The organism is Candidatus Karelsulcia muelleri, from assembly GCF_016888765.1.
GTDB lineage: Bacteria > Bacteroidota > Bacteroidia > Flavobacteriales > Blattabacteriaceae > Karelsulcia > Karelsulcia muelleri_F.
Genome location: NZ_CP069423.1, coordinates 106,163 through 122,347, shown reverse-complemented (window position 1 = coordinate 122,347; position 16,185 = coordinate 106,163). Strand labels below are relative to the sequence as shown.

Annotated in this window: 23 protein-coding genes, 2 tRNA genes and 1 pseudogene; 8 read left to right on the top strand and 18 right to left on the bottom strand. The window is 28.1% G+C overall.

The window, feature by feature from the left end:
* Positions 1-3 precede the first annotated feature (3 nt).
* Genes rplN through rpsL form a run of 14 tightly spaced genes read right to left on the bottom strand, consistent with a single transcriptional unit; the run spans position 4 to position 7,997 of the window.
* Positions 4-372, bottom strand: a complete 369-nt coding sequence (gene rplN / locus JSR03_RS00730) for a 50S ribosomal protein L14 (RefSeq protein WP_204097705.1) — start codon at positions 370-372, stop codon at positions 4-6.
* 15 nt (positions 373-387) lie between these two features.
* Entirely contained in the window at positions 388-627 is a 240-nt protein-coding gene (gene rpsQ / locus JSR03_RS00725; RefSeq protein WP_394798632.1) for a 30S ribosomal protein S17, read from the bottom strand.
* The gene (gene rplP, locus JSR03_RS00720) at positions 627-1,031 is read right to left on the bottom strand and encodes a 50S ribosomal protein L16 (protein WP_204097703.1); all 405 of its coding nucleotides are present in this window, start codon (positions 1,029-1,031) and stop codon (positions 627-629) included. The genes rpsQ and rplP overlap by 1 nt, the downstream gene beginning before the upstream one ends.
* A 3-nt stretch (positions 1,032-1,034) precedes the next feature.
* On the bottom strand, positions 1,035-1,697 hold the full coding sequence (rpsC, locus tag JSR03_RS00715; protein WP_204097702.1) for a 30S ribosomal protein S3: 663 nt from the start codon (positions 1,695-1,697) through the stop codon (positions 1,035-1,037).
* The gene (locus JSR03_RS00710) at positions 1,682-2,041 is read right to left on the bottom strand and encodes an uL22 family ribosomal protein (protein WP_204097701.1); all 360 of its coding nucleotides are present in this window, start codon (positions 2,039-2,041) and stop codon (positions 1,682-1,684) included. Before JSR03_RS00710 ends, rpsC begins: the two co-directional genes overlap by 16 nt.
* On the bottom strand, positions 2,041-2,331 hold the full coding sequence (gene rpsS / locus JSR03_RS00705; protein ID WP_204097700.1) for a 30S ribosomal protein S19: 291 nt from the start codon (positions 2,329-2,331) through the stop codon (positions 2,041-2,043). Before rpsS ends, JSR03_RS00710 begins: the two co-directional genes overlap by 1 nt.
* An 8-nt stretch (positions 2,332-2,339) precedes the next feature.
* Positions 2,340-3,167, bottom strand: coding sequence for a 50S ribosomal protein L2 (gene rplB, locus JSR03_RS00700; RefSeq protein ID WP_204097699.1), 828 nt, complete (start codon positions 3,165-3,167; stop codon positions 2,340-2,342).
* A gap of 1 nt (position 3,168) precedes the next feature.
* Positions 3,169-3,483 (bottom strand): 50S ribosomal protein L23, encoded by a 315-nt coding sequence (gene rplW / locus JSR03_RS00695; protein ID WP_204097698.1) that lies wholly within the window; start codon positions 3,481-3,483, stop codon positions 3,169-3,171.
* A gap of 6 nt (positions 3,484-3,489) precedes the next feature.
* The gene (gene rplD, locus JSR03_RS00690; RefSeq protein WP_204097697.1) at positions 3,490-4,137 is read right to left on the bottom strand and encodes a 50S ribosomal protein L4; all 648 of its coding nucleotides are present in this window, start codon (positions 4,135-4,137) and stop codon (positions 3,490-3,492) included.
* 2 nt (positions 4,138-4,139) lie between these two features.
* Complete coding sequence (rplC, locus tag JSR03_RS00685) at positions 4,140-4,754, bottom strand: 50S ribosomal protein L3 (protein WP_204097696.1); 615 nt, start codon at positions 4,752-4,754, stop codon at positions 4,140-4,142.
* Complete coding sequence (rpsJ, locus tag JSR03_RS00680; RefSeq protein WP_204097695.1) at positions 4,748-5,044, bottom strand: 30S ribosomal protein S10; 297 nt, start codon at positions 5,042-5,044, stop codon at positions 4,748-4,750. The genes rplC and rpsJ overlap by 7 nt, the downstream gene beginning before the upstream one ends.
* Entirely contained in the window at positions 5,038-7,131 is a 2,094-nt protein-coding gene (gene fusA, locus JSR03_RS00675) for an elongation factor G (protein WP_204097694.1), read from the bottom strand. The genes rpsJ and fusA overlap by 7 nt, the downstream gene beginning before the upstream one ends.
* Before the next feature lie 12 nt (positions 7,132-7,143).
* Positions 7,144-7,623: a 30S ribosomal protein S7 gene (gene rpsG / locus JSR03_RS00670; RefSeq protein ID WP_204097693.1), complete on the bottom strand. Its 480-nt coding sequence runs from the start codon at positions 7,621-7,623 to the stop codon at positions 7,144-7,146.
* Positions 7,623-7,997 carry a 30S ribosomal protein S12 gene (gene rpsL, locus JSR03_RS00665; protein WP_204097795.1) on the bottom strand — a complete coding sequence of 125 codons (375 nt, stop codon included), beginning with the start codon at positions 7,995-7,997 and terminating at the stop codon, positions 7,623-7,625. The genes rpsG and rpsL overlap by 1 nt, the downstream gene beginning before the upstream one ends.
* Positions 7,998-8,042: 45 nt before the next feature.
* On the opposite strand from rpsL, the gene tsaD reads away from it, so the two are divergent.
* Positions 8,043-9,044 carry a tRNA (adenosine(37)-N6)-threonylcarbamoyltransferase complex transferase subunit TsaD gene (tsaD, locus tag JSR03_RS00660; RefSeq protein WP_204097692.1) on the top strand — a complete coding sequence of 334 codons (1,002 nt, stop codon included), beginning with the start codon at positions 8,043-8,045 and terminating at the stop codon, positions 9,042-9,044.
* A 4-nt stretch (positions 9,045-9,048) separates the two neighbouring features.
* On the opposite strand, the gene JSR03_RS00655 is transcribed toward tsaD, so the two are convergent.
* Positions 9,049-9,303 carry a type B 50S ribosomal protein L31 gene (locus JSR03_RS00655; RefSeq protein WP_204097691.1) on the bottom strand — a complete coding sequence of 85 codons (255 nt, stop codon included), beginning with the start codon at positions 9,301-9,303 and terminating at the stop codon, positions 9,049-9,051.
* 72 nt (positions 9,304-9,375) lie between these two features.
* On the opposite strand from JSR03_RS00655, the gene JSR03_RS00650 reads away from it, so the two are divergent.
* From JSR03_RS00650 to JSR03_RS00635, 4 genes are read left to right on the top strand one after another with little or no spacing between them, the layout of a single operon-like run.
* Positions 9,376-9,546: a 30S ribosomal protein S15 gene (locus tag JSR03_RS00650; RefSeq protein WP_204097690.1), complete on the top strand. Its 171-nt coding sequence runs from the start codon at positions 9,376-9,378 to the stop codon at positions 9,544-9,546.
* A gap of 2 nt (positions 9,547-9,548) precedes the next feature.
* The gene (locus tag JSR03_RS00645) at positions 9,549-11,636 is read left to right on the top strand and encodes a polyribonucleotide nucleotidyltransferase (RefSeq protein WP_239079301.1); all 2,088 of its coding nucleotides are present in this window, start codon (positions 9,549-9,551) and stop codon (positions 11,634-11,636) included.
* Positions 11,633-12,577 carry a sigma-70 family RNA polymerase sigma factor gene (locus JSR03_RS00640; RefSeq protein WP_317193093.1) on the top strand — a complete coding sequence of 315 codons (945 nt, stop codon included), beginning with the start codon at positions 11,633-11,635 and terminating at the stop codon, positions 12,575-12,577. Before JSR03_RS00645 ends, JSR03_RS00640 begins: the two co-directional genes overlap by 4 nt.
* A 17-nt stretch (positions 12,578-12,594) precedes the next feature.
* Complete coding sequence (locus JSR03_RS00635) at positions 12,595-13,578, top strand: pyruvate dehydrogenase complex E1 component subunit beta (protein WP_204097689.1); 984 nt, start codon at positions 12,595-12,597, stop codon at positions 13,576-13,578.
* Here the strand turns inward: JSR03_RS00635 and rpmF are convergent.
* Together rpmF and JSR03_RS00625 are read right to left on the bottom strand one after the other, a co-directional pair.
* Positions 13,568-13,756: a 50S ribosomal protein L32 gene (rpmF, locus tag JSR03_RS00630; protein ID WP_204097688.1), complete on the bottom strand. Its 189-nt coding sequence runs from the start codon at positions 13,754-13,756 to the stop codon at positions 13,568-13,570. The genes JSR03_RS00635 and rpmF overlap by 11 nt on opposite strands.
* Positions 13,757-13,773: 17 nt before the next feature.
* Positions 13,774-13,844 (bottom strand) — tRNA-Gln (locus tag JSR03_RS00625).
* A 77-nt stretch (positions 13,845-13,921) separates the two neighbouring features.
* Here JSR03_RS00625 and rpsP point away from each other — a divergent pair.
* The 3 genes and pseudogenes from rpsP to rpsT all read left to right on the top strand — a co-directional run.
* Positions 13,922-14,170, top strand: a pseudogene (rpsP, locus tag JSR03_RS00620) (30S ribosomal protein S16); the annotation flags it as partial.
* A 38-nt stretch (positions 14,171-14,208) separates the two neighbouring features.
* Positions 14,209-14,280, top strand: a tRNA-Glu gene (locus tag JSR03_RS00615).
* Between the two features lie 13 nt (positions 14,281-14,293).
* Positions 14,294-14,512, top strand: a complete 219-nt coding sequence (gene rpsT, locus JSR03_RS00610) for a 30S ribosomal protein S20 (RefSeq protein WP_204097686.1) — start codon at positions 14,294-14,296, stop codon at positions 14,510-14,512.
* Between the two features lie 3 nt (positions 14,513-14,515).
* On the opposite strand, the gene infB is transcribed toward rpsT, so the two are convergent.
* Positions 14,516-16,183, bottom strand: a complete 1,668-nt coding sequence (infB, locus tag JSR03_RS00605) for a translation initiation factor IF-2 (protein ID WP_204097685.1) — start codon at positions 16,181-16,183, stop codon at positions 14,516-14,518.
* Positions 16,184-16,185: the final 2 nt, after the last annotated feature.

The following is a 16,185-nucleotide window of genomic DNA, read 5'->3' as shown; positions in this document are numbered from 1 at the left end:
ATATTATAAAACTTCTACAGCTAATGAAATTATTTTCATATATTCTTTTTCTCTTAATTCTCTTGCAACTGGCCCAAAGATTCTAGTACCTCTCATTTCGCAAGTTTTTGATAATAAAACACAGGCATTATCATCGAAACTTATATAAGATCCATCCTTGCGTTTAACTTTATATTTTGTTCGAACTACTACTGCTTTTGTGACTTGTCCTTTTTTAAGGCTAGATCCAGCAATTGAATTTTTAACTGTTACTACAATAGTATCCCCAAGAGAAGCATATTTTTTTTTAGTGCCTCCTAAAACACGAATTAATAAAACTTTTTTCGCTCCCGAATTATCAGCAACATTAAGAAATGATTCTTGTTGTAACATATTTTATTCTTAACATTAACATTTTATTATTTGAAATAAATTCCAACGTTTCTTCTTACTTAATGGTCGTGTAAAAATTATTTCTACTGTATCCCCTTTATTTGATTGATTGTTTTCATCGTGAACAAAATATTTTCTGGTATAATAAATATTCTTTTTATAAATCTTATGTTTCCTTTTTACTACTTCACCTACTACTCTTGTTTTATTCATTTTATCACTTAATATTATACCAAGTCTTTTTTTTTTCCTCATCATTTTAAAATTAATTTTGTTCTTATTGGTAATTTATTAGCAGCTAATCTTAAAGCTTCTTTTCCTATTTCCAAATTTACTCCATCGATTTCTATTAAGATTCTCCCAGGTTTTACCACAGAAACCCAATGGTCTATAGCCCCTTTTCCTTTTCCCATTCTAACTTCTTGAGGTTTTTTTGTAATAGGCTTATTAGGAAAAATATTGAGCCATAATTTTCCTTGTCTTTTCATATGTCGTGTCGCCGCAATGCGAGCCGCTTCGATTTGTCTATCTGAAAGCCAAGCTGTATCTAAAGTCTTCAGTCCAAATATCCCAAAGTGAAGTTTTGTACCTTTTTTAGCATATCCTTTTATTCTGCCTTTATGGAGTTTCTCAAATTTATTTCTTTTTGGCTTTAACATGACTTACAGTTTGTTCTGTTTAGGTCTTAAGAGATATAAGTCTTTTTTATTATATACTACTCCTTTCATAATCCATACTTTTATACCTATTTTTCCATAAGGAGTCTGAGCTTCAGAAGTGGCATAATCTATGTTAGCTCTAAAAGTCGAAAAAGGAATTCTGCCTTCTTTATAAAATTCAGTACGTGCCATTTCAGTTCCATTTAAACGACCAGAAATTTTAATTTTGATCCCTTCTACCTTTTGACGTAAGGCAGAATAAATAGCGAATTTTATAGCTTTTTTGTAAGGGAGACGATTTTCAATTTGATTGGCAAGGTTTTTTGCAATTAAAAGAGCATCTAATTCTGGGATCTTTACTTCTAGTATATTAATATTTATTTTTTTCTTAGTAATTTTCTTAAGTTCTGTTTTTAATTTTTCTATTTCACTGCCGCCTTTTCCAATGATTATTGCAGGTCTTGAAGAGGAAATTGTAAGAAAAATTTTATACTTTTTTCGTTCTATATATATATATGATAAAGAAGATTTTGCTAATCTTATATTTAGATATTTTCGTATTTCTAAATCTTCTTTCAGCTGATTAAACTTTTCACTATACCATATTGATTTCCAGCAAGTTGAGATTCCTAGCCTATTGGCTATCGGATTTACCTTTTGTCCCATTTTTTAAGTATCAAAATAATTTTAAAAAATTGTTTTTTTATTTGATTGGCTCTGCCTTGTGGCGCTGCCCTCAGTTTTTTAAAACTTATGCTTTTGTTAATTAGAATATTTTTTATATATACATTTTGTGTTTGGGATTCTATCTGTCTACTAAAATGCTTAGAAGCATTCAAAATTATCTCTTTTAAAATGAGGGCTCCTTTGGTTTTAAAATTTCCCAATAAATTCATTATATATTCAATATTTTTCGACTTAATAATATTAAGTAATTTTATCAGTTTAATTTTTGAATAATTAATATTATTAGATTTATAATAGAAATATAATTTGTTGTTTTGAAACATTACTTTTTATTTCGAGTAGGTGTTATTTTTTTAGCTCCAGAATGACTACGAAAATTTCGAGTAGGAGAAAATTCTCCTAATTTATGTCCTACCATATTTTCTGAAATATAAATTGTCAGGAATTTGTTCCCATTATGAACTGCAATTGAATTGCCTATAAATTCTGGAGTTATTGTTGAAGCTCTTGACCAAGTTTTTATTATTTTCCTTGTCTTTAATCTATTATTAATTACTATTTTTTTAATCAATTTGTAATTAATAAATGGCCCTTTTTTCAAAGAACGTGGCATAATTATTATTACTTCTTTTTTTTTTTTATTATAATATATTTATTTGATTGTTTTTTTTTCTTACGTGTTTTAAAACCATGGGCAGGAATTCCATTTCGATTTCTTGGATGGCCACCTGAGGCCTTGCCTTCTCCGCCACCCATTGGATGATCCACAGGATTCATAGCTACTCCTCTTGTTCTTGGTCTTTTTCCTAATCTACGATTTCTTCCAGCTTTTCCTGAAATTACTAATTTATGATCTTGATTTGAGACTGAACCAAGAGTTGCCAGACAATTAGATAATACCATTCGGGTTTCACCTGATGGTAATTTCAAAGTACAATATTTTTCTGTTTTCGCAATTAATTGTACAGCTGTTCCAGCACTACGAGCTAAGGCAGCGCCCCCATTAGGGCATAATTCAATACAGCAAATAATACTTCCTAAAGGGATATTTTTTAATAACATCGCATTTCCTATTTTGGGTTCCGTAATTTCATCAGATAATATTTTTTGTCCAACTGTAAGTCCTTTAATAGATAAAATATACTTTTTTTCACCATCTATATAATGTAGCAGTGAAATAAAACAAGATCTATTGGGATCATATTCTATAGATTTAACTATAGCAGGAATTCCCCTTTTTTTTCTTTTAAAATCTATTATTCTATATTTTTTTTTATGTCCTCCTCCGATATATTTCATCGTAATTTTTCCAGTATTATTTCTTCCTCCTTTTTTCGAAAGCCCAAAAACCAGAGATTTCTCTGGTTTGGTTTTAGTTATTTCAGAAAATTTATTTAATATCTGAAACCTTTGACTTGGCGTAATGGGTTTCTTTATCTTAAGTGGCATTTTACTTTACTTTAAAAACAGCCTTTTTAAACTGTTGAAATTTTATTCCTGAAAAAGTTTTTTTCAATATTCTTTTATTACTCTTTTTTTTAGAAGAAATATTAGTATGTAACTTGGTTATCTTAATTCTATAAACTCTCTGTAGATATTTGGAAATTTCATTTTTATTAAAATAAATAGGAAAAATAAAAGTATAATAATTATTTGATATATTGGTAAATAGAGCTTTTTCAGTTATAATTGGTTTTATTTTTTTACTTAAGTTTTTATTTATATACTTCTTATAAAACAGGAATTTTCTTCTCTTTTCACTCACCTTTTTTTATCTCTTATTTAACATATTTTCTAAATATTTTATTGAATTTTCTTTAATTATCAAGTAATAAGCTTTTGCTATATCATAACTGTTTATTCCATTTCTTATATTTATAATTTTTACATTTTGAAAATTTCTAGAAGAAAAATAGAGATTTTTATCTCTCTTATTAGTAATAATTAATATTTTTTTTTTAAATATATTTAATTTATTTAATAGTTTCTTTATTGTTTTGCTTGAAATTTGTTTTAACATAAAAGGTTCAATAATTTTAATTTGTTTATTTATAAGTTTGTAATAAAATAAAGTTTTTATAGCAATTTTTTTTATCTTTTTATTTAATTTTAAATTATACTTTCTTTTAACTGGACCAAAAATTCTCCCCCCGCCAACAAATAAAGGATTTTTTATATCTCCTTTTCTAGCATTACCACTTCCTTTTTGTTTCTGAATTTTTTTATTACTTCCTTGAATCTGACTCCTGCTTTTAGTTTGATGACTTCCTTGTCTTTTTGCAGCTAAAAATCTTTTAATTTCTAAATAAATTAGATGGTTTTTAGTTTTTATATTAATATTATTGGAAATAAAATTATAATTAAATTTTATTTTTCTACCAGTTTTTAAACCATTTTTATTTAAAATTTCTATTACCATTTTTATCCAATTTTATTTATTAATAAATAAGAATTTTTGGGACCTGGGACTGAACCTTTTACTATTAATAAATTTCTTTTAAAATCTATTTTTAAAATATTTAAATTTTTTATCGTGCTTCTTTTTCCACCCATTCTCCCTGCCATTCGTGTTCCCTTAAACACTCTGGATGGATCTGAACCAGCTCCAATAGCTCCAGGAGCACGAGCACGGTTATGTTGACCATGTGTTTTTTCGCCCACTCCGGAAAAGCCATGACGTTTGACAACACCTTGAAAGCCTTTACCTTTCGATTTTCCTACTATGTCTACTTTCTCATTTTCTTTAAAGAAATCTACTTTTATTATATCTCCTGGAGAATTTAAAAAATTACCTGCAAATTCAAATATTATTTTTTTCGGAGAGGAGTTAAATTTATTAAAATGGCCTAATAAAGGTTTATTAGTTTTTTTTTTCTCTTCAAACCCTAGTTGAAGAGAATAATAGCCATCTTTTTTTAGAGTTTTTTTTTGTAATACTGTACAGGGTCCAGCTTTTATTACTGTACAGGGTATACAGTAACCTAACTCATTAAAATAACTAGTCATACCTATCTTCTTTCCAATTAGCCCTAACATTTTTTTGGTTCTAATTTTACTCCACTAGGGAGATCAATTTGTTTGAAACAATTTGATTTTACATTATATACCATTAAAACTCTTTTATGGATGAACCATTTAAATTGTTCTCTTGATTTTTTATGCACATGTGGTGATCTTAATATGGTATATATTTTTTTTTTAGTTGGTAAGGTAATTGGTCCATTAACTTTTATATTCTGCTTTGAAATGTAATTCATAATTTTTATTACTGATAGGTTTAATATATATCCGTCAAATGCTTTTATTTTAATTTTATAATTTAACATATTTCTTTATATATTATTTTATTCCAAATCCTTTCAGGAGCTTTCTGATAATGAGAAAACATCATTATTGAGGTGGCTCTTCCAGAAGATAAAGTCCTTAAAGCCGTGACATACCCAAACATTTCAGAGAGTGGAACTACTGCTTTAATAAGTTTTACATTTTTTCGCTTATCTTCCATTCCTTGAATTACACCTCTCCTACGATTCAGATCCCCAACAATAAGACCCATATATTTTGGATGAGTAAAAACTTCCAACTTCATAAAAGGTTCTAAAAGATATGGCTTAGCTTTTTTAGCTGCATTTTTAAACCCTATTTTACTAACTAATTCGAAAGATAGTTGATCTGAATCTACTGTATGATATGATCCATCAAGTAAAATAATTTTAGCTTTTTCTATTTCGTATCCTGCTAAAGGCCCATTTCTTAAAGCTTCTTTAAAGCCCTTTTCTATTGAAGGAATAAATTCTGTTGGAATATTTCCTCCTTTTACTTGATTTACAAATTTTAACCCTTGGAAATCTTTTTTTATTGGTTCAATCTGAAATAGAATATCAGCATATTTCCCTTTTCCACCAGTTTGTTTTTTATAGATTTCTCTGTGAAGAACTGTTTTAGTTAATATTTCTTTATATTCTACTTGTGGCTTGCCTTTATTAACTTCAACGTTAAATTCTCTTTTAATTCTATCAAGAATAATCTCTAAATGTAACTCTCCCATTCCTGAAATTATGGTTTGTCCAGTGGTTTGATCATTCCGAATTTGGAATGATGGATCTTCTACTATTAATTTGGATAGCGCCATACTCATTTTATCTATATCTGATTTGTATTTAGGTTCAATAGCTAATCCAATCACGGGGGCTGGGAAAAAGATCTGTTCTAAAAAAATTGGATTCTTAATATCACAGAGAGTATCTCCAGTTTTAATATTTTTAATCCCTACTGCGGCTCCAATATCACCAGTTTTAATTAAATTAATAGGATTTTGTTTATTAGCATGCATTTGATAAATTCTTGAAATCCTTTCTTTCTTATTTGTTCTACTGTTTAAAACATAAGATCCAGATTTTATTTTTCCTGAATAGACTCTAAAAAAAGTCAATTTTCCAACAAAAGGATCAGAAGAAATTTTAAAAGCTAAAGCTGAAAAAGGTTTATTAATCTTTGGAATAATCGGTTGTTTTTTTTTTTCCTGCACACTATAACCGTATATCTTTTTACATTCTAGTGGTGATGGTAGAAATCTGCAGATTGCATCCAAAATATATTGGACTCCTTTATTTTTGAAAGCTGAACCACAAATAACAGGAGTTATTTCCAGTTTTAAGGTCTGTTTTTTTATAGTAGTTATTATCTCCTCTTCAGTGATTTGGTTTTTTGAATCAAAGTATTTCTCAAAAAGTTTACTATCATACTCAGCTAACCTTTCTATCATTTTGTTTCGATATTCTTCCGTCAATTGGCTTAAATTCGAAGGAATTGGGATTTCTTTTAAGGTTCTGCCAAAGTCAATTTCATTCCATATGAATGCTTTCTTATAAATTAGATCTACGATCCCTTGAAAACTGTCCTCATTCCCTATAGGGATTTGTAAGATCAAACAATTAGTATCTAGTACTTTTTCTATTTGATCACAAACTTCAAAAAAACTCGCACCTTGCCTATCCATCTTATTAATAAAACAAATTCTTGGTACTTTATATTTGTCAGCTTGTAACCAAATATTTTCTGATTGGGGTTCAACCCCATCCACTGCACTAAATAAAATCACCAAACCATCTAATATTCTTAACGATCTTTCAACTTCCACAGTAAAATCCACATGACCTGGTGTATCTATAATGTTAATTTTATATAGCTTATCTTTATTTTTCCATTCACACCGTGTAGCGGCAGCAGTTATAGTAATTCCTCTCTCTTGTTCTTGTGCCATCCAATCCATAGTAGCCGTACCATCATGAACTTCTCCAAGTTTATGATTTATTCCAGTATAGAATAATATTCTTTCTGTTAGTGTAGTTTTCCCCGCATCTATATGAGCTGCGAATCCAATATTTCTTGTATATTTTAACTTTGTTCCCATTTGGTTTGGTTTTTAAAATTTTAGATGTGAAAAGGCTTTATTGGATTCAGCTATTTTATGCATATTATCTTTTTTTTTTATTGCTCTTCCCTCTTTTTTGTAAGCTGCTAAGGTTTCTCCTGCTAATTTCTTATACATTGCTTTTTCTTTTCTTTCTTTAGAACTATTAATAAGTAATTTAATAGCTTTAGTTAATTGTAAGTTTTTTGGTATAATAATTGGTATATTTATTTTTGTCCCCCCTATTCGTTTGCTTCTTATATAGACTTGTGGAGTAACATTTTTTAAAGCTTTTTTCCAAATTTTTATTCCTTTTTTCTTATTTTTCTTATTATTGATCTTTTCTAATTCATCTAGAAAATTATAAAATATTCTATATGCTAATTTTTTTTTCCCATGTTTCATTAAATGATTCACAAATCTTGTAACTAATGGTTCTTTAAATTTTGGATCTGGTTCGTATATTCTGTTTGTTTTTTTTAATTTTCTCATTATTTACTTTTCTGTTTGGTTCCATATTTGGAACGGGATTTCTTTCTATCTTTAACTCCTAAAGTATCCAAAGCTCCTCTAATGATATGATAACGTACTCCTGGTAAATCCTTCACACGCCCTCCCCTTATCAAAACTATTGAATGTTCTTGAAGATTATGTCCTTCCCCAGGTATATAAGCGTTTACTTCTTTTCCATTGCTTAGACGAACTCTTGCAACTTTTCTCATAGCAGAATTCGGTTTTTTGGGTGTAGTTGTATATACTCGAAGACATACTCCTCTACATTGAGGACAGTGATTTAAGGCTAAAGATTTACTTGGATTTTTTCTTTTTTTTCTACCTTTTTTTATTAATTGTTGAATTGTAGGCATTATAGAACTGTCTTTAAGTACAAAAGTAATCATTTTTTTTTAACCATGAAAAAAAAGAATTTAATTATTTTAGGTATAGATACCTCTTGTGATGATACTTGTGCAGCCATTCTAAATAACCACACAGTTTTATCAAATATTGTAAGAACTCAAACAATTCATCAAAAATTTGGTGGAGTGGTCCCTGAACTAGCTGCCAGTTTGCATCTTCAGCATATAGTTTCTGTAGTTAATAATGCTATTTTTAAGGCAAAAATTAAAAATAATACTATTAATGCTATTGCATTTACTAATTCCCCAGGGTTAATCGGTTCTTTATTAGTTGGCAGTGCTTTTGCAAAATCATTAGCTCTGTGCTGGCAAATTCCATTAATTTCTGTCAATCATATTCAAGCTCATATTCTAGCTCATTTTATTAAAGGAGTACATTCTACTCCCCCTAATTTTCCATTTATTTCTTTATCTATTAGTGGAGGACATACTAATATAATAAAAGTAAAAGATTTTTTAGAATTTAAAATTTTAGGGAGTTCGAACGATATTTCTTTAGGAAATCTCTTTGATAATATGGCTAAAAGACTTGGATTTAAATATCCAGGGGGGAGAATTATAGATAAATATGCTCAATTAGGGAATTCGAAAACCTTTGGTTTTAAGAAACCTAAAGTAAAAAAATTAAATTTTAGTTTTAGTGGGTTACAAACTAATTGTTTAGATTTATTGAAAACTAAAATTAAAACAAATAGGAAATTTATTTCCCAAAATATTAATGATATCTGTGCTTCTTTTCAAGAGACTGTTTTTGAGATATTATTTGATAAATTAAATAAAACTGTTAAAAAAACTGGAATAAAAAATATAGTTTTTTCTGGAGGAATTTCATCAAATCTTGGATTAAAAAAATTTTTTAGCAAAAAATCTCTAGAAAATAACTGGAAAACTTTTTTTCCACAACAATTTTCAAATGATAATGCAGCTATGATTGCTCTAGTTGGTAAATTAAAATATGAACGAAATTTATTCGATAAATTTTCGATCAAACCTTAGCATATTATCTTTTTTGATATGAGCTATATTTAGCATTAAACTTTTCTATTCTACCAGCTTTATTAATATATTTTAGTTTCCCAATATAAGTAGGATGCGAGAAGCTAGAAACTTCCATTTTATATAAAGGATAAACTTTATTTTTAATTTTTATAACATTTTTAGTTTCTACTGTTGATTTACAAAATATTTTATTTTGGCTGGCTATATCTTGAAATACTACAATTCTATAATTTTTTGGATGTATTCCTTTTTTCATTTTATATTTATTTATTATATTATATTATTATATTATTATATTATTATATTATTATATAATCAAATATTAGAAATGAAAAAATTAGATACTGGTTCCAATCTAGCACAACTATTATACTTAAATAAAAAGATAAAAATAATTACTAATCATTTAAAACAAAATCAACACGATTATAATACTTATAGAATTTTAATTAAAAAACTTACTAAAAAAAAACAAATAATTAAATCATTGCTAAAATAACTATGCTGCCAAAATTAATAAAAGAAAAAATATTTTTAAAGGATGGAAAATATCTAAATATTGAAACGGGCCAATTAGCAAAGCAAGCCGATGGTTCAGTTCTAATCAGAATGGGAAATACAATTTTACTGGCTACAGTAGTAATTTCAAAAGAAGAAAAAGAAGGTGGAAATTTTCTACCACTTACTATAGATTATAGAGAAAAATATTCAGCGATAGGTAAAATTCCGGGTGGATATCTTAAAAGAGAAGGCCGACCGACAGAAGAAGAGATAATGACGATGAGACTTATAGATCGTGTATTACGACCCATTTTTCCCAAAAACTTCTATAAAGATATTCAAATTATGATTTCTCTTTTATCTTATGATAAAAATATATTACCAGATGTTTTAGCCTGCCTAGCAGCTTCTGCTGCATTATATATTTCTGAAATCCCTTTTAAAGAACCGGTTTCAATGGTAAGAATAATTAGAGTCAATAATTCTTTTGTATTAAATCCTGGAATAGAACAACTTAAAAACTCAAGTTTTGAGTTAATTATAGGTGGGTCTAACAGTTCAATTCTTATGATAGAAGGTGAAATGAAAGAAATCTCTGAATTGGAACTTCTAAAAGCTATAAAATATGCTCACAAACATATTAAATCTCAAATATCAGCTCAAAAACGATTAAGAAAAAAAATTCAACTTAAACCTCTAATCAATAAAACAGCAGCTAATTTTTTTTTTAATGATAAAATAATCAAATTAATAAAATACAATATAACAAAAATTTATAATAAATTTTATAATAAACAAAAAAGAAATGACAAATTAGAAACTTTATTAAAAAAAGTAAAACAAAAAATGCAGCCAAGTGAAACTGAAATAAAATATTATTTTAACGAATTAAAACAGAAAATTATTCTTGATTTAATGTTTAAAACAAAACAAAGGATAGATGGACGTAATTTTAATAAAATAAGAGATATTTGGTGTCAAGTGGATTTTTTACCAGGAGTTCATGGTTCCGCCTTATTTACAAGAGGTGAAACACAAGCTTTAGCTACCATTACTTTAGGGTCCTCTTCAGACGTTAAGAAAGTCGAGGCTGTAATTGAGCCAACTGAACCAGCTCAACAAAAATTTTATTTACACTATAATTTTCCACCTTTTTCTACCGGAGAAATAAGAATTATTAGAGGTATTTCACGTCGTGAAATAGGACATGGTAATTTAGCTCAAAGAGCTTTAAAGAATATACTGCCAAGTAATAATCCATATACTGTAAGAATAGTAGCAGATGTCTTAGAATCTAATGGGTCCTCTTCTATGGCAACCGTATGTGCAAGTACTTTAGCCTTGATGGATGCTGGAATACCTATTATTAGACCAGTAGCAGGAATTGCGATGGGCTTAATTATCAATCAATCAACTGGAGAAAAAATAGTACTATCAGATATCTTAGGAGAAGAAGATTCATGGGGAGATATGGATTTTAAAATAGCAGGGACTAAACTAGGAATTACTGCATGTCAAATGGATGTGAAAGTTGAATGTTTGAATAATGAAATTTTAGCAAAAATACTTTTAAAGGCTAAAATTGGGAGATTATTTATTTTAAGCAAAATGTTAAAAACTATACCAAAACCTAGAATATTTCTTAAACCTCATGCTCCAAAAATTTATGCTTTCACTATACCTAAATCCTTTATCGGGGCGGTGATAGGTTATGGTGGAAAAAAAATTAATGACATTCAACATGAAACTAATACAAGTATTTTGATCGAGGAAAAAAATAATTTAGGACGTATTGAAGTAATTGGAAAAAAAAATGAGGAAATTAAAAAAGCAGTAAGAGTAATAAAATCTCTTATTCCTAAAATTGGAAATATCTATAAGGCAAGAGTTAAATCTATAACAGAATTCGGAGTATTTATTGAAATTTATAAAGGTGTAGAAAGCCTCTTACAGATTTCTGAAATTAATTTTAAGCAATTTGATAGATTAGAATATTTTTTAAAAATTGGAGATATAATCTTAGTCAAATATTTGGGAGTAGATAATAAAAATGGGAAAATGATATTCTCAAATAAAGCCTTAAAATGATATTAAACCAACCTCTTAAACCTCAAAATCAGATTCAAAAGATGATCAAAAATAAAAAACAGAAATTATACCAAAATTTAGATGAAGAAACTATTGAAAAATACTTAGAGGAAATAGGAAAAATTAAATTATTATCTTATAAAGAAGAAATAATTTTGGCTAGAAAAATTAGAAGGGGATATAATGATAAGGCAACTCAATATGAAAAGAAAATAGCTAAAAAATGTATTGATCTATTAATAAAATCCAACCTTCGTTTTGTAGTTTCTATAGCTAAAAAATATCAAAACCAAGGCTTGAGCTTTAGTGATTTAATTAATGAAGGCAATATGGGCTTAATAAAAGGAATCTGTAGATTTGATGAACGAAAAGGATACAAATGCATTTCATATTGCGTTTGGTGGATTAGACAATCGATATTACAAGCTATTTCGGAACAATCTCGTGGAATACGGTGCCCAACAAATAAGATAGCATTTTATAATAAAGTCAATAAATTCATTTTAAAATTCGAACAAAACTTCCAAATAAAACCCACTATAAAAGAAATAAGCGACACCTTAAAATGTACAGAAAAAGAAGTAGATGAAGCACTACTCAACTCATATAAACTCCCTTCTTTAGATGCTCCCTTGAATGAAGGCGAAGAACCAGTTAACTTGTATGAAATTTTCCAAAATGAAAATTGTGAAAATGCAGAAGAAAAATTAGAATTTGATTCTCTTAAAGAAGAAATCCAATCAGTTTTAAACACTCTACCCGAGAGAGAAGCTAAAATTATTAAACTTCATTTTGGTCTAGGCTGTTACCCTCATTCTTTAGAAGAAATAGCTAAAATCTTAAAATTAACTCGCGAAAGATGTAGACAAATCGAAATCCATACTTTAAAAAGACTAAGACATACTTCTAAAATTAGGAAATTAATTTCTTTCTTATATTAAAAGTAAAGAGAAAAAAAATGAAAGCAATAAGTTTTAGAGAAGCAATTAAAGAAGCTATGAGTGAAGAAATGAGAAGAGACAAAAGTATTTATTTAATTGGAGAAGAAGTTGGTGAATATAATGGAGCCTATAAAGTTTCTAAAGGAATGTTAGCAGAATTTGGAAAAAACCGAGTGATTGATACTCCAATTTCAGAATTAGGTTTTACCGGGATAGGAATAGGTTCCGCCTTAAATGGCTGTCGTCCAATTATTGAATTTATGAGTTTCAACTTTTCATTAGTAGCTATAGATCAAATAATAAATCATGCTGCTAAAATCCGCCAAATGAGTGGAGGTCAATGGCAACTACCAATAGTCTTTCGAGGCCCTACAGGATTTGCTGGTCCATTAGGAGCTACCCATTCCCAAGCTTTAGAAACTTTGTATGCTCATTGTCCTGGACTAAAAGTAGTAGTTCCATCTAATGCCTATGATGCTAAAGGGCTTTTAAAATCAGCTATTAAAGATAATGATGTAATCATTTTCTTAGAATCAGAACACATGTATAGTGATCAAATGAAACTTCCAAATCTAGAATATTATTTACCATTAGGTAAATCTCTTATTAAAAAACAAGGGGCAGATCTCACCTTGGTGTCTTTTGGGAAAATTTTAAAACTGGCTTTTAAAGCCAGTAAAGAACTAGAAAAAGAAAATATTGATATTGAAATCATTGACTTACAAACAATAAGACCATTGGATTATAAAACAATCCTAAAATCAGTTAAAAAGACTAATCGACTGCTTATTCTAGAAGAAGCTTGGCCATTTTGTTCTATTTCATCTGAAATTACTTATTTAGTACAAAAATATGCTTTTGATTACTTAGATGCTCCAATCAAAAGAATTACTTTAGAAGATACTCCAGCCCCTTATGCCAAAAACTTAATTAAACTTTGGTACCCTAGTAAAACCGAAATAATTCATGCTGCTAAAAATTTACTCTATCTCAAGAGATAGTCTTTCTTTTAAACACTCTCCCTTTGTAATAAATCGTTTTATCAATTAAAAGTCCTCTATGATAAACATGAAATTGCTTACTAAGTTTATCTTTATATAGATTAATAATCTCGAGCTTTTTGCTATTTCTTCTTTTTCGGGTTTTAGATTTAGATTTTCTTTTTTTTGGATGTGCCATATCAAATCAATTTCCTACAGATTCGTAGGGATTTGAACCCCAACTAACAGAACCAAAATCTGCGGTGCTACCATTACACCACGAATCTTTCGACCTCTAAAGCTAAATGTTTTTTACAATATAAGTATATTTTATTATATATACTTTATTTACTCAATTCAATTTATGTCTCTTAGAATACGTCTCCAAAGAAAGGGAAAAACAAAACAACCGTTTTATTCCATTATAATAGCTAATTCCAATTCTCCTAGAGATGGAAAATTCATTGAAAAAATCGGCATTTACAATCCCATTAAAACTCCATATATGGTTGAAGTCAATGTGGAGAAAGCTATCTATTGGTTAGAAAAAGGTGCACAACCTACTAATACGGTTAAATCTGTTTTATATAAAACAGGAGTTTTTTCCAAAAAACCTTTTAAAAAAACTAATACTTGATAAAAATATTTAAGGGCCCATTCGTCTATTGGTTAGGACATCAGATTTTCATTCTGAAAAGAGGGGTTCAATTCCCCTATGGGCTATAAATAAGAAAGAATGGGTTCACATAAAACAATTACCAAAAAATATTTTTTGAAAACCACAAAAACTGCAATTAAAAAGAATAAATCAGTAAAAGATAAAAAAATAGCACAACTAAAATTTAGTTTCACTTCAGCCTTAATCGATAAATTAGCCCAAAAAAAAATTATACCTAAAAATAAAGCCAATAGATTAAAAAGAAAAATCCAGATTTATATCAATAAATTACCTTAGATTCTATATCTCCTTATAGGCTTCTATAATATCTCCTATTTTAATATTATTAATATTTTTAATATTTATTCCACATTCACAACCTTTTTTTACTAGATTTACATCTTTTTTAAAAGTTTTTAAAGAAGTCAATTTACCAATATAAAAACTTTGATTATCTCTTTTTAATTTTAGCTTTGAATTGATTACCATTTTACCTTCTAAAACGATACAACCTGCTACTATACCAAGTTTTCGGATAGTAAAAAAAGTTTTTATTTTTGCTCTCCCGTAAATTAACTCTGCTCTCTTTGAATTATTGCTCAAAAACTCCTTGAGCTTTTTATCAATTTTATATATTATATTATATAATTTAATAAGTATCTTCTTCTTATTAGCTATTTTTTGGGCTGCTGAAGAAATTTTAACTTTAAAACCAACTATCATAGCTTTGTACGTATCTGCTAGTAAAACATCCGATTCATTAATATTTCCTATGCTTTTATAAATTAAATTTATTTTTTTATTATTTAGAATAATTTTTTCTAAAACTTCAGTAAGAGCTTCTAGAGATCCGTTTAAATCTGCCTTAATTATTAAGTTTAGTTTTTCTGAGGGCTTAGTTTCGAATCTTAAATCTGGCTCTTTTTTTAAAAGATTTTTATAAGAAAATCTTTTTTGAAATTCTGTTTCCGTTTTATAGGAATGAAAGATATCTCCTGTTGCTGGGGCTCCATTAAGACCAAAAATTAAGACTGGTCGTGAAGGTCGAACATATTTCAGCTGATTACCTCTTTCGTCTAGTATTTTAATTACTTTACCAAAAATTTCTCCAACTAAGAGATAATCTCCTAAAGTTAAGATTCCATCTTTAATAATTATTGTAGCTGTATATCCATTTTCTTTATTTAAAGAGGATTCTATGATCGAACCGACAGCCTTCTCTTGAGAGGATTTTAAATCTAATAATTCAGCTTCTAAAATTATTTTTTCTATTAGTTTATCTATTCCAATGCCATATTTTGCAGATATTTCTTGTGATTGATAAGCCCCACCCCAGTCTTCAACTAAAAGATTTCTTTCTGCTAATTTTCTCCTTATTTTATCTATATCTGAATTTTTTTTATCTATTTTATTAAAAGCAAAGATAATAGGTATGCCAACCGCTTTGGCATTATTTATTGCTTCATTAGTATGTTGCATAATGTCTTCATCAATAGCTATTACTACTACAGCGAGATCCGTTATTTGAGTCCCCCTATATCTCATCGCCAGAAAAGCTTCATGTCCTGGAGTATCTATAAAAGTTAAACTATTATTTTTATTAATATTTACTTTATACACTCCTATGTTTTGAGTAATCCCACCATATTCTTCATAATTTACTTTGCTTCTTTTTATGTAGTCTAATAAAGAAGTTTTTCCATGGTCAACATGACCTAGAAGAATAATAACTGGATCTCTTGATATTCTGGCTTTATTGCGTCTTATTATTTGTTTATCTATCAATTCAACTTCATATCCCAAATCTGAAGCCACTAAAGTCAATAATTCATAATCTAATCGTTGATAAACAGATACTTTAATTCCTAAGGAACTACAAATCTTTATTATTTCCTCTTTTCGTACATTAGTTAATGAGGCTAAGTCTTTTATAGTTATTAAATTAAATATTCTTATTTTTTTTTTCATTT

Coding starts and splice junctions, on each gene's coding strand:
- rplN (WP_204097705.1), bottom strand. CDS start 372: ATGTTACAACAAGAATCATTTCTTAATGTTGCTGATAATTCGGGAGCG.
- rpsQ (WP_394798632.1), bottom strand. CDS start 627: ATGAGGAAAAAAAAAAGACTTGGTATAATATTAAGTGATAAAATGAAT.
- rplP (WP_204097703.1), bottom strand. CDS start 1,031: ATGTTAAAGCCAAAAAGAAATAAATTTGAGAAACTCCATAAAGGCAGA.
- rpsC (WP_204097702.1), bottom strand. CDS start 1,697: ATGGGACAAAAGGTAAATCCGATAGCCAATAGGCTAGGAATCTCAACT.
- JSR03_RS00710 (WP_204097701.1), bottom strand. CDS start 2,041: ATGTTTCAAAACAACAAATTATATTTCTATTATAAATCTAATAATATT.
- rpsS (WP_204097700.1), bottom strand. CDS start 2,331: ATGCCACGTTCTTTGAAAAAAGGGCCATTTATTAATTACAAATTGATT.
- rplB (WP_204097699.1), bottom strand. CDS start 3,167: ATGCCACTTAAGATAAAGAAACCCATTACGCCAAGTCAAAGGTTTCAG.
- rplD (WP_204097697.1), bottom strand. CDS start 4,137: ATGGTAATAGAAATTTTAAATAAAAATGGTTTAAAAACTGGTAGAAAA.
- rplC (WP_204097696.1), bottom strand. CDS start 4,754: ATGTTAGGGCTAATTGGAAAGAAGATAGGTATGACTAGTTATTTTAAT.
- rpsJ (WP_204097695.1), bottom strand. CDS start 5,044: ATGTTAAATTATAAAATTAAAATAAAAGCATTTGACGGATATATATTA.
- fusA (WP_204097694.1), bottom strand. CDS start 7,131: ATGGGAACAAAGTTAAAATATACAAGAAATATTGGATTCGCAGCTCAT.
- rpsG (WP_204097693.1), bottom strand. CDS start 7,623: ATGAGAAAATTAAAAAAAACAAACAGAATATACGAACCAGATCCAAAA.
- rpsL (WP_204097795.1), bottom strand. CDS start 7,997: ATGCCTACAATTCAACAATTAATAAAAAAAGGTAGAAAAAAAAGAAAA.
- tsaD (WP_204097692.1), top strand. CDS start 8,043: ATGAAAAAAAAGAATTTAATTATTTTAGGTATAGATACCTCTTGTGAT.
- JSR03_RS00655 (WP_204097691.1), bottom strand. CDS start 9,303: ATGAAAAAAGGAATACATCCAAAAAATTATAGAATTGTAGTATTTCAA.
- JSR03_RS00650 (WP_204097690.1), top strand. CDS start 9,376: ATGAAAAAATTAGATACTGGTTCCAATCTAGCACAACTATTATACTTA.
- JSR03_RS00645 (WP_239079301.1), top strand. CDS start 9,549: ATGCTGCCAAAATTAATAAAAGAAAAAATATTTTTAAAGGATGGAAAA.
- JSR03_RS00640 (WP_317193093.1), top strand. CDS start 11,633: ATGATATTAAACCAACCTCTTAAACCTCAAAATCAGATTCAAAAGATG.
- JSR03_RS00635 (WP_204097689.1), top strand. CDS start 12,595: ATGAAAGCAATAAGTTTTAGAGAAGCAATTAAAGAAGCTATGAGTGAA.
- rpmF (WP_204097688.1), bottom strand. CDS start 13,756: ATGGCACATCCAAAAAAAAGAAAATCTAAATCTAAAACCCGAAAAAGA.
- rpsT (WP_204097686.1), top strand. CDS start 14,294: ATGGGTTCACATAAAACAATTACCAAAAAATATTTTTTGAAAACCACA.
- infB (WP_204097685.1), bottom strand. CDS start 16,183: ATGAAAAAAAAAATAAGAATATTTAATTTAATAACTATAAAAGACTTA.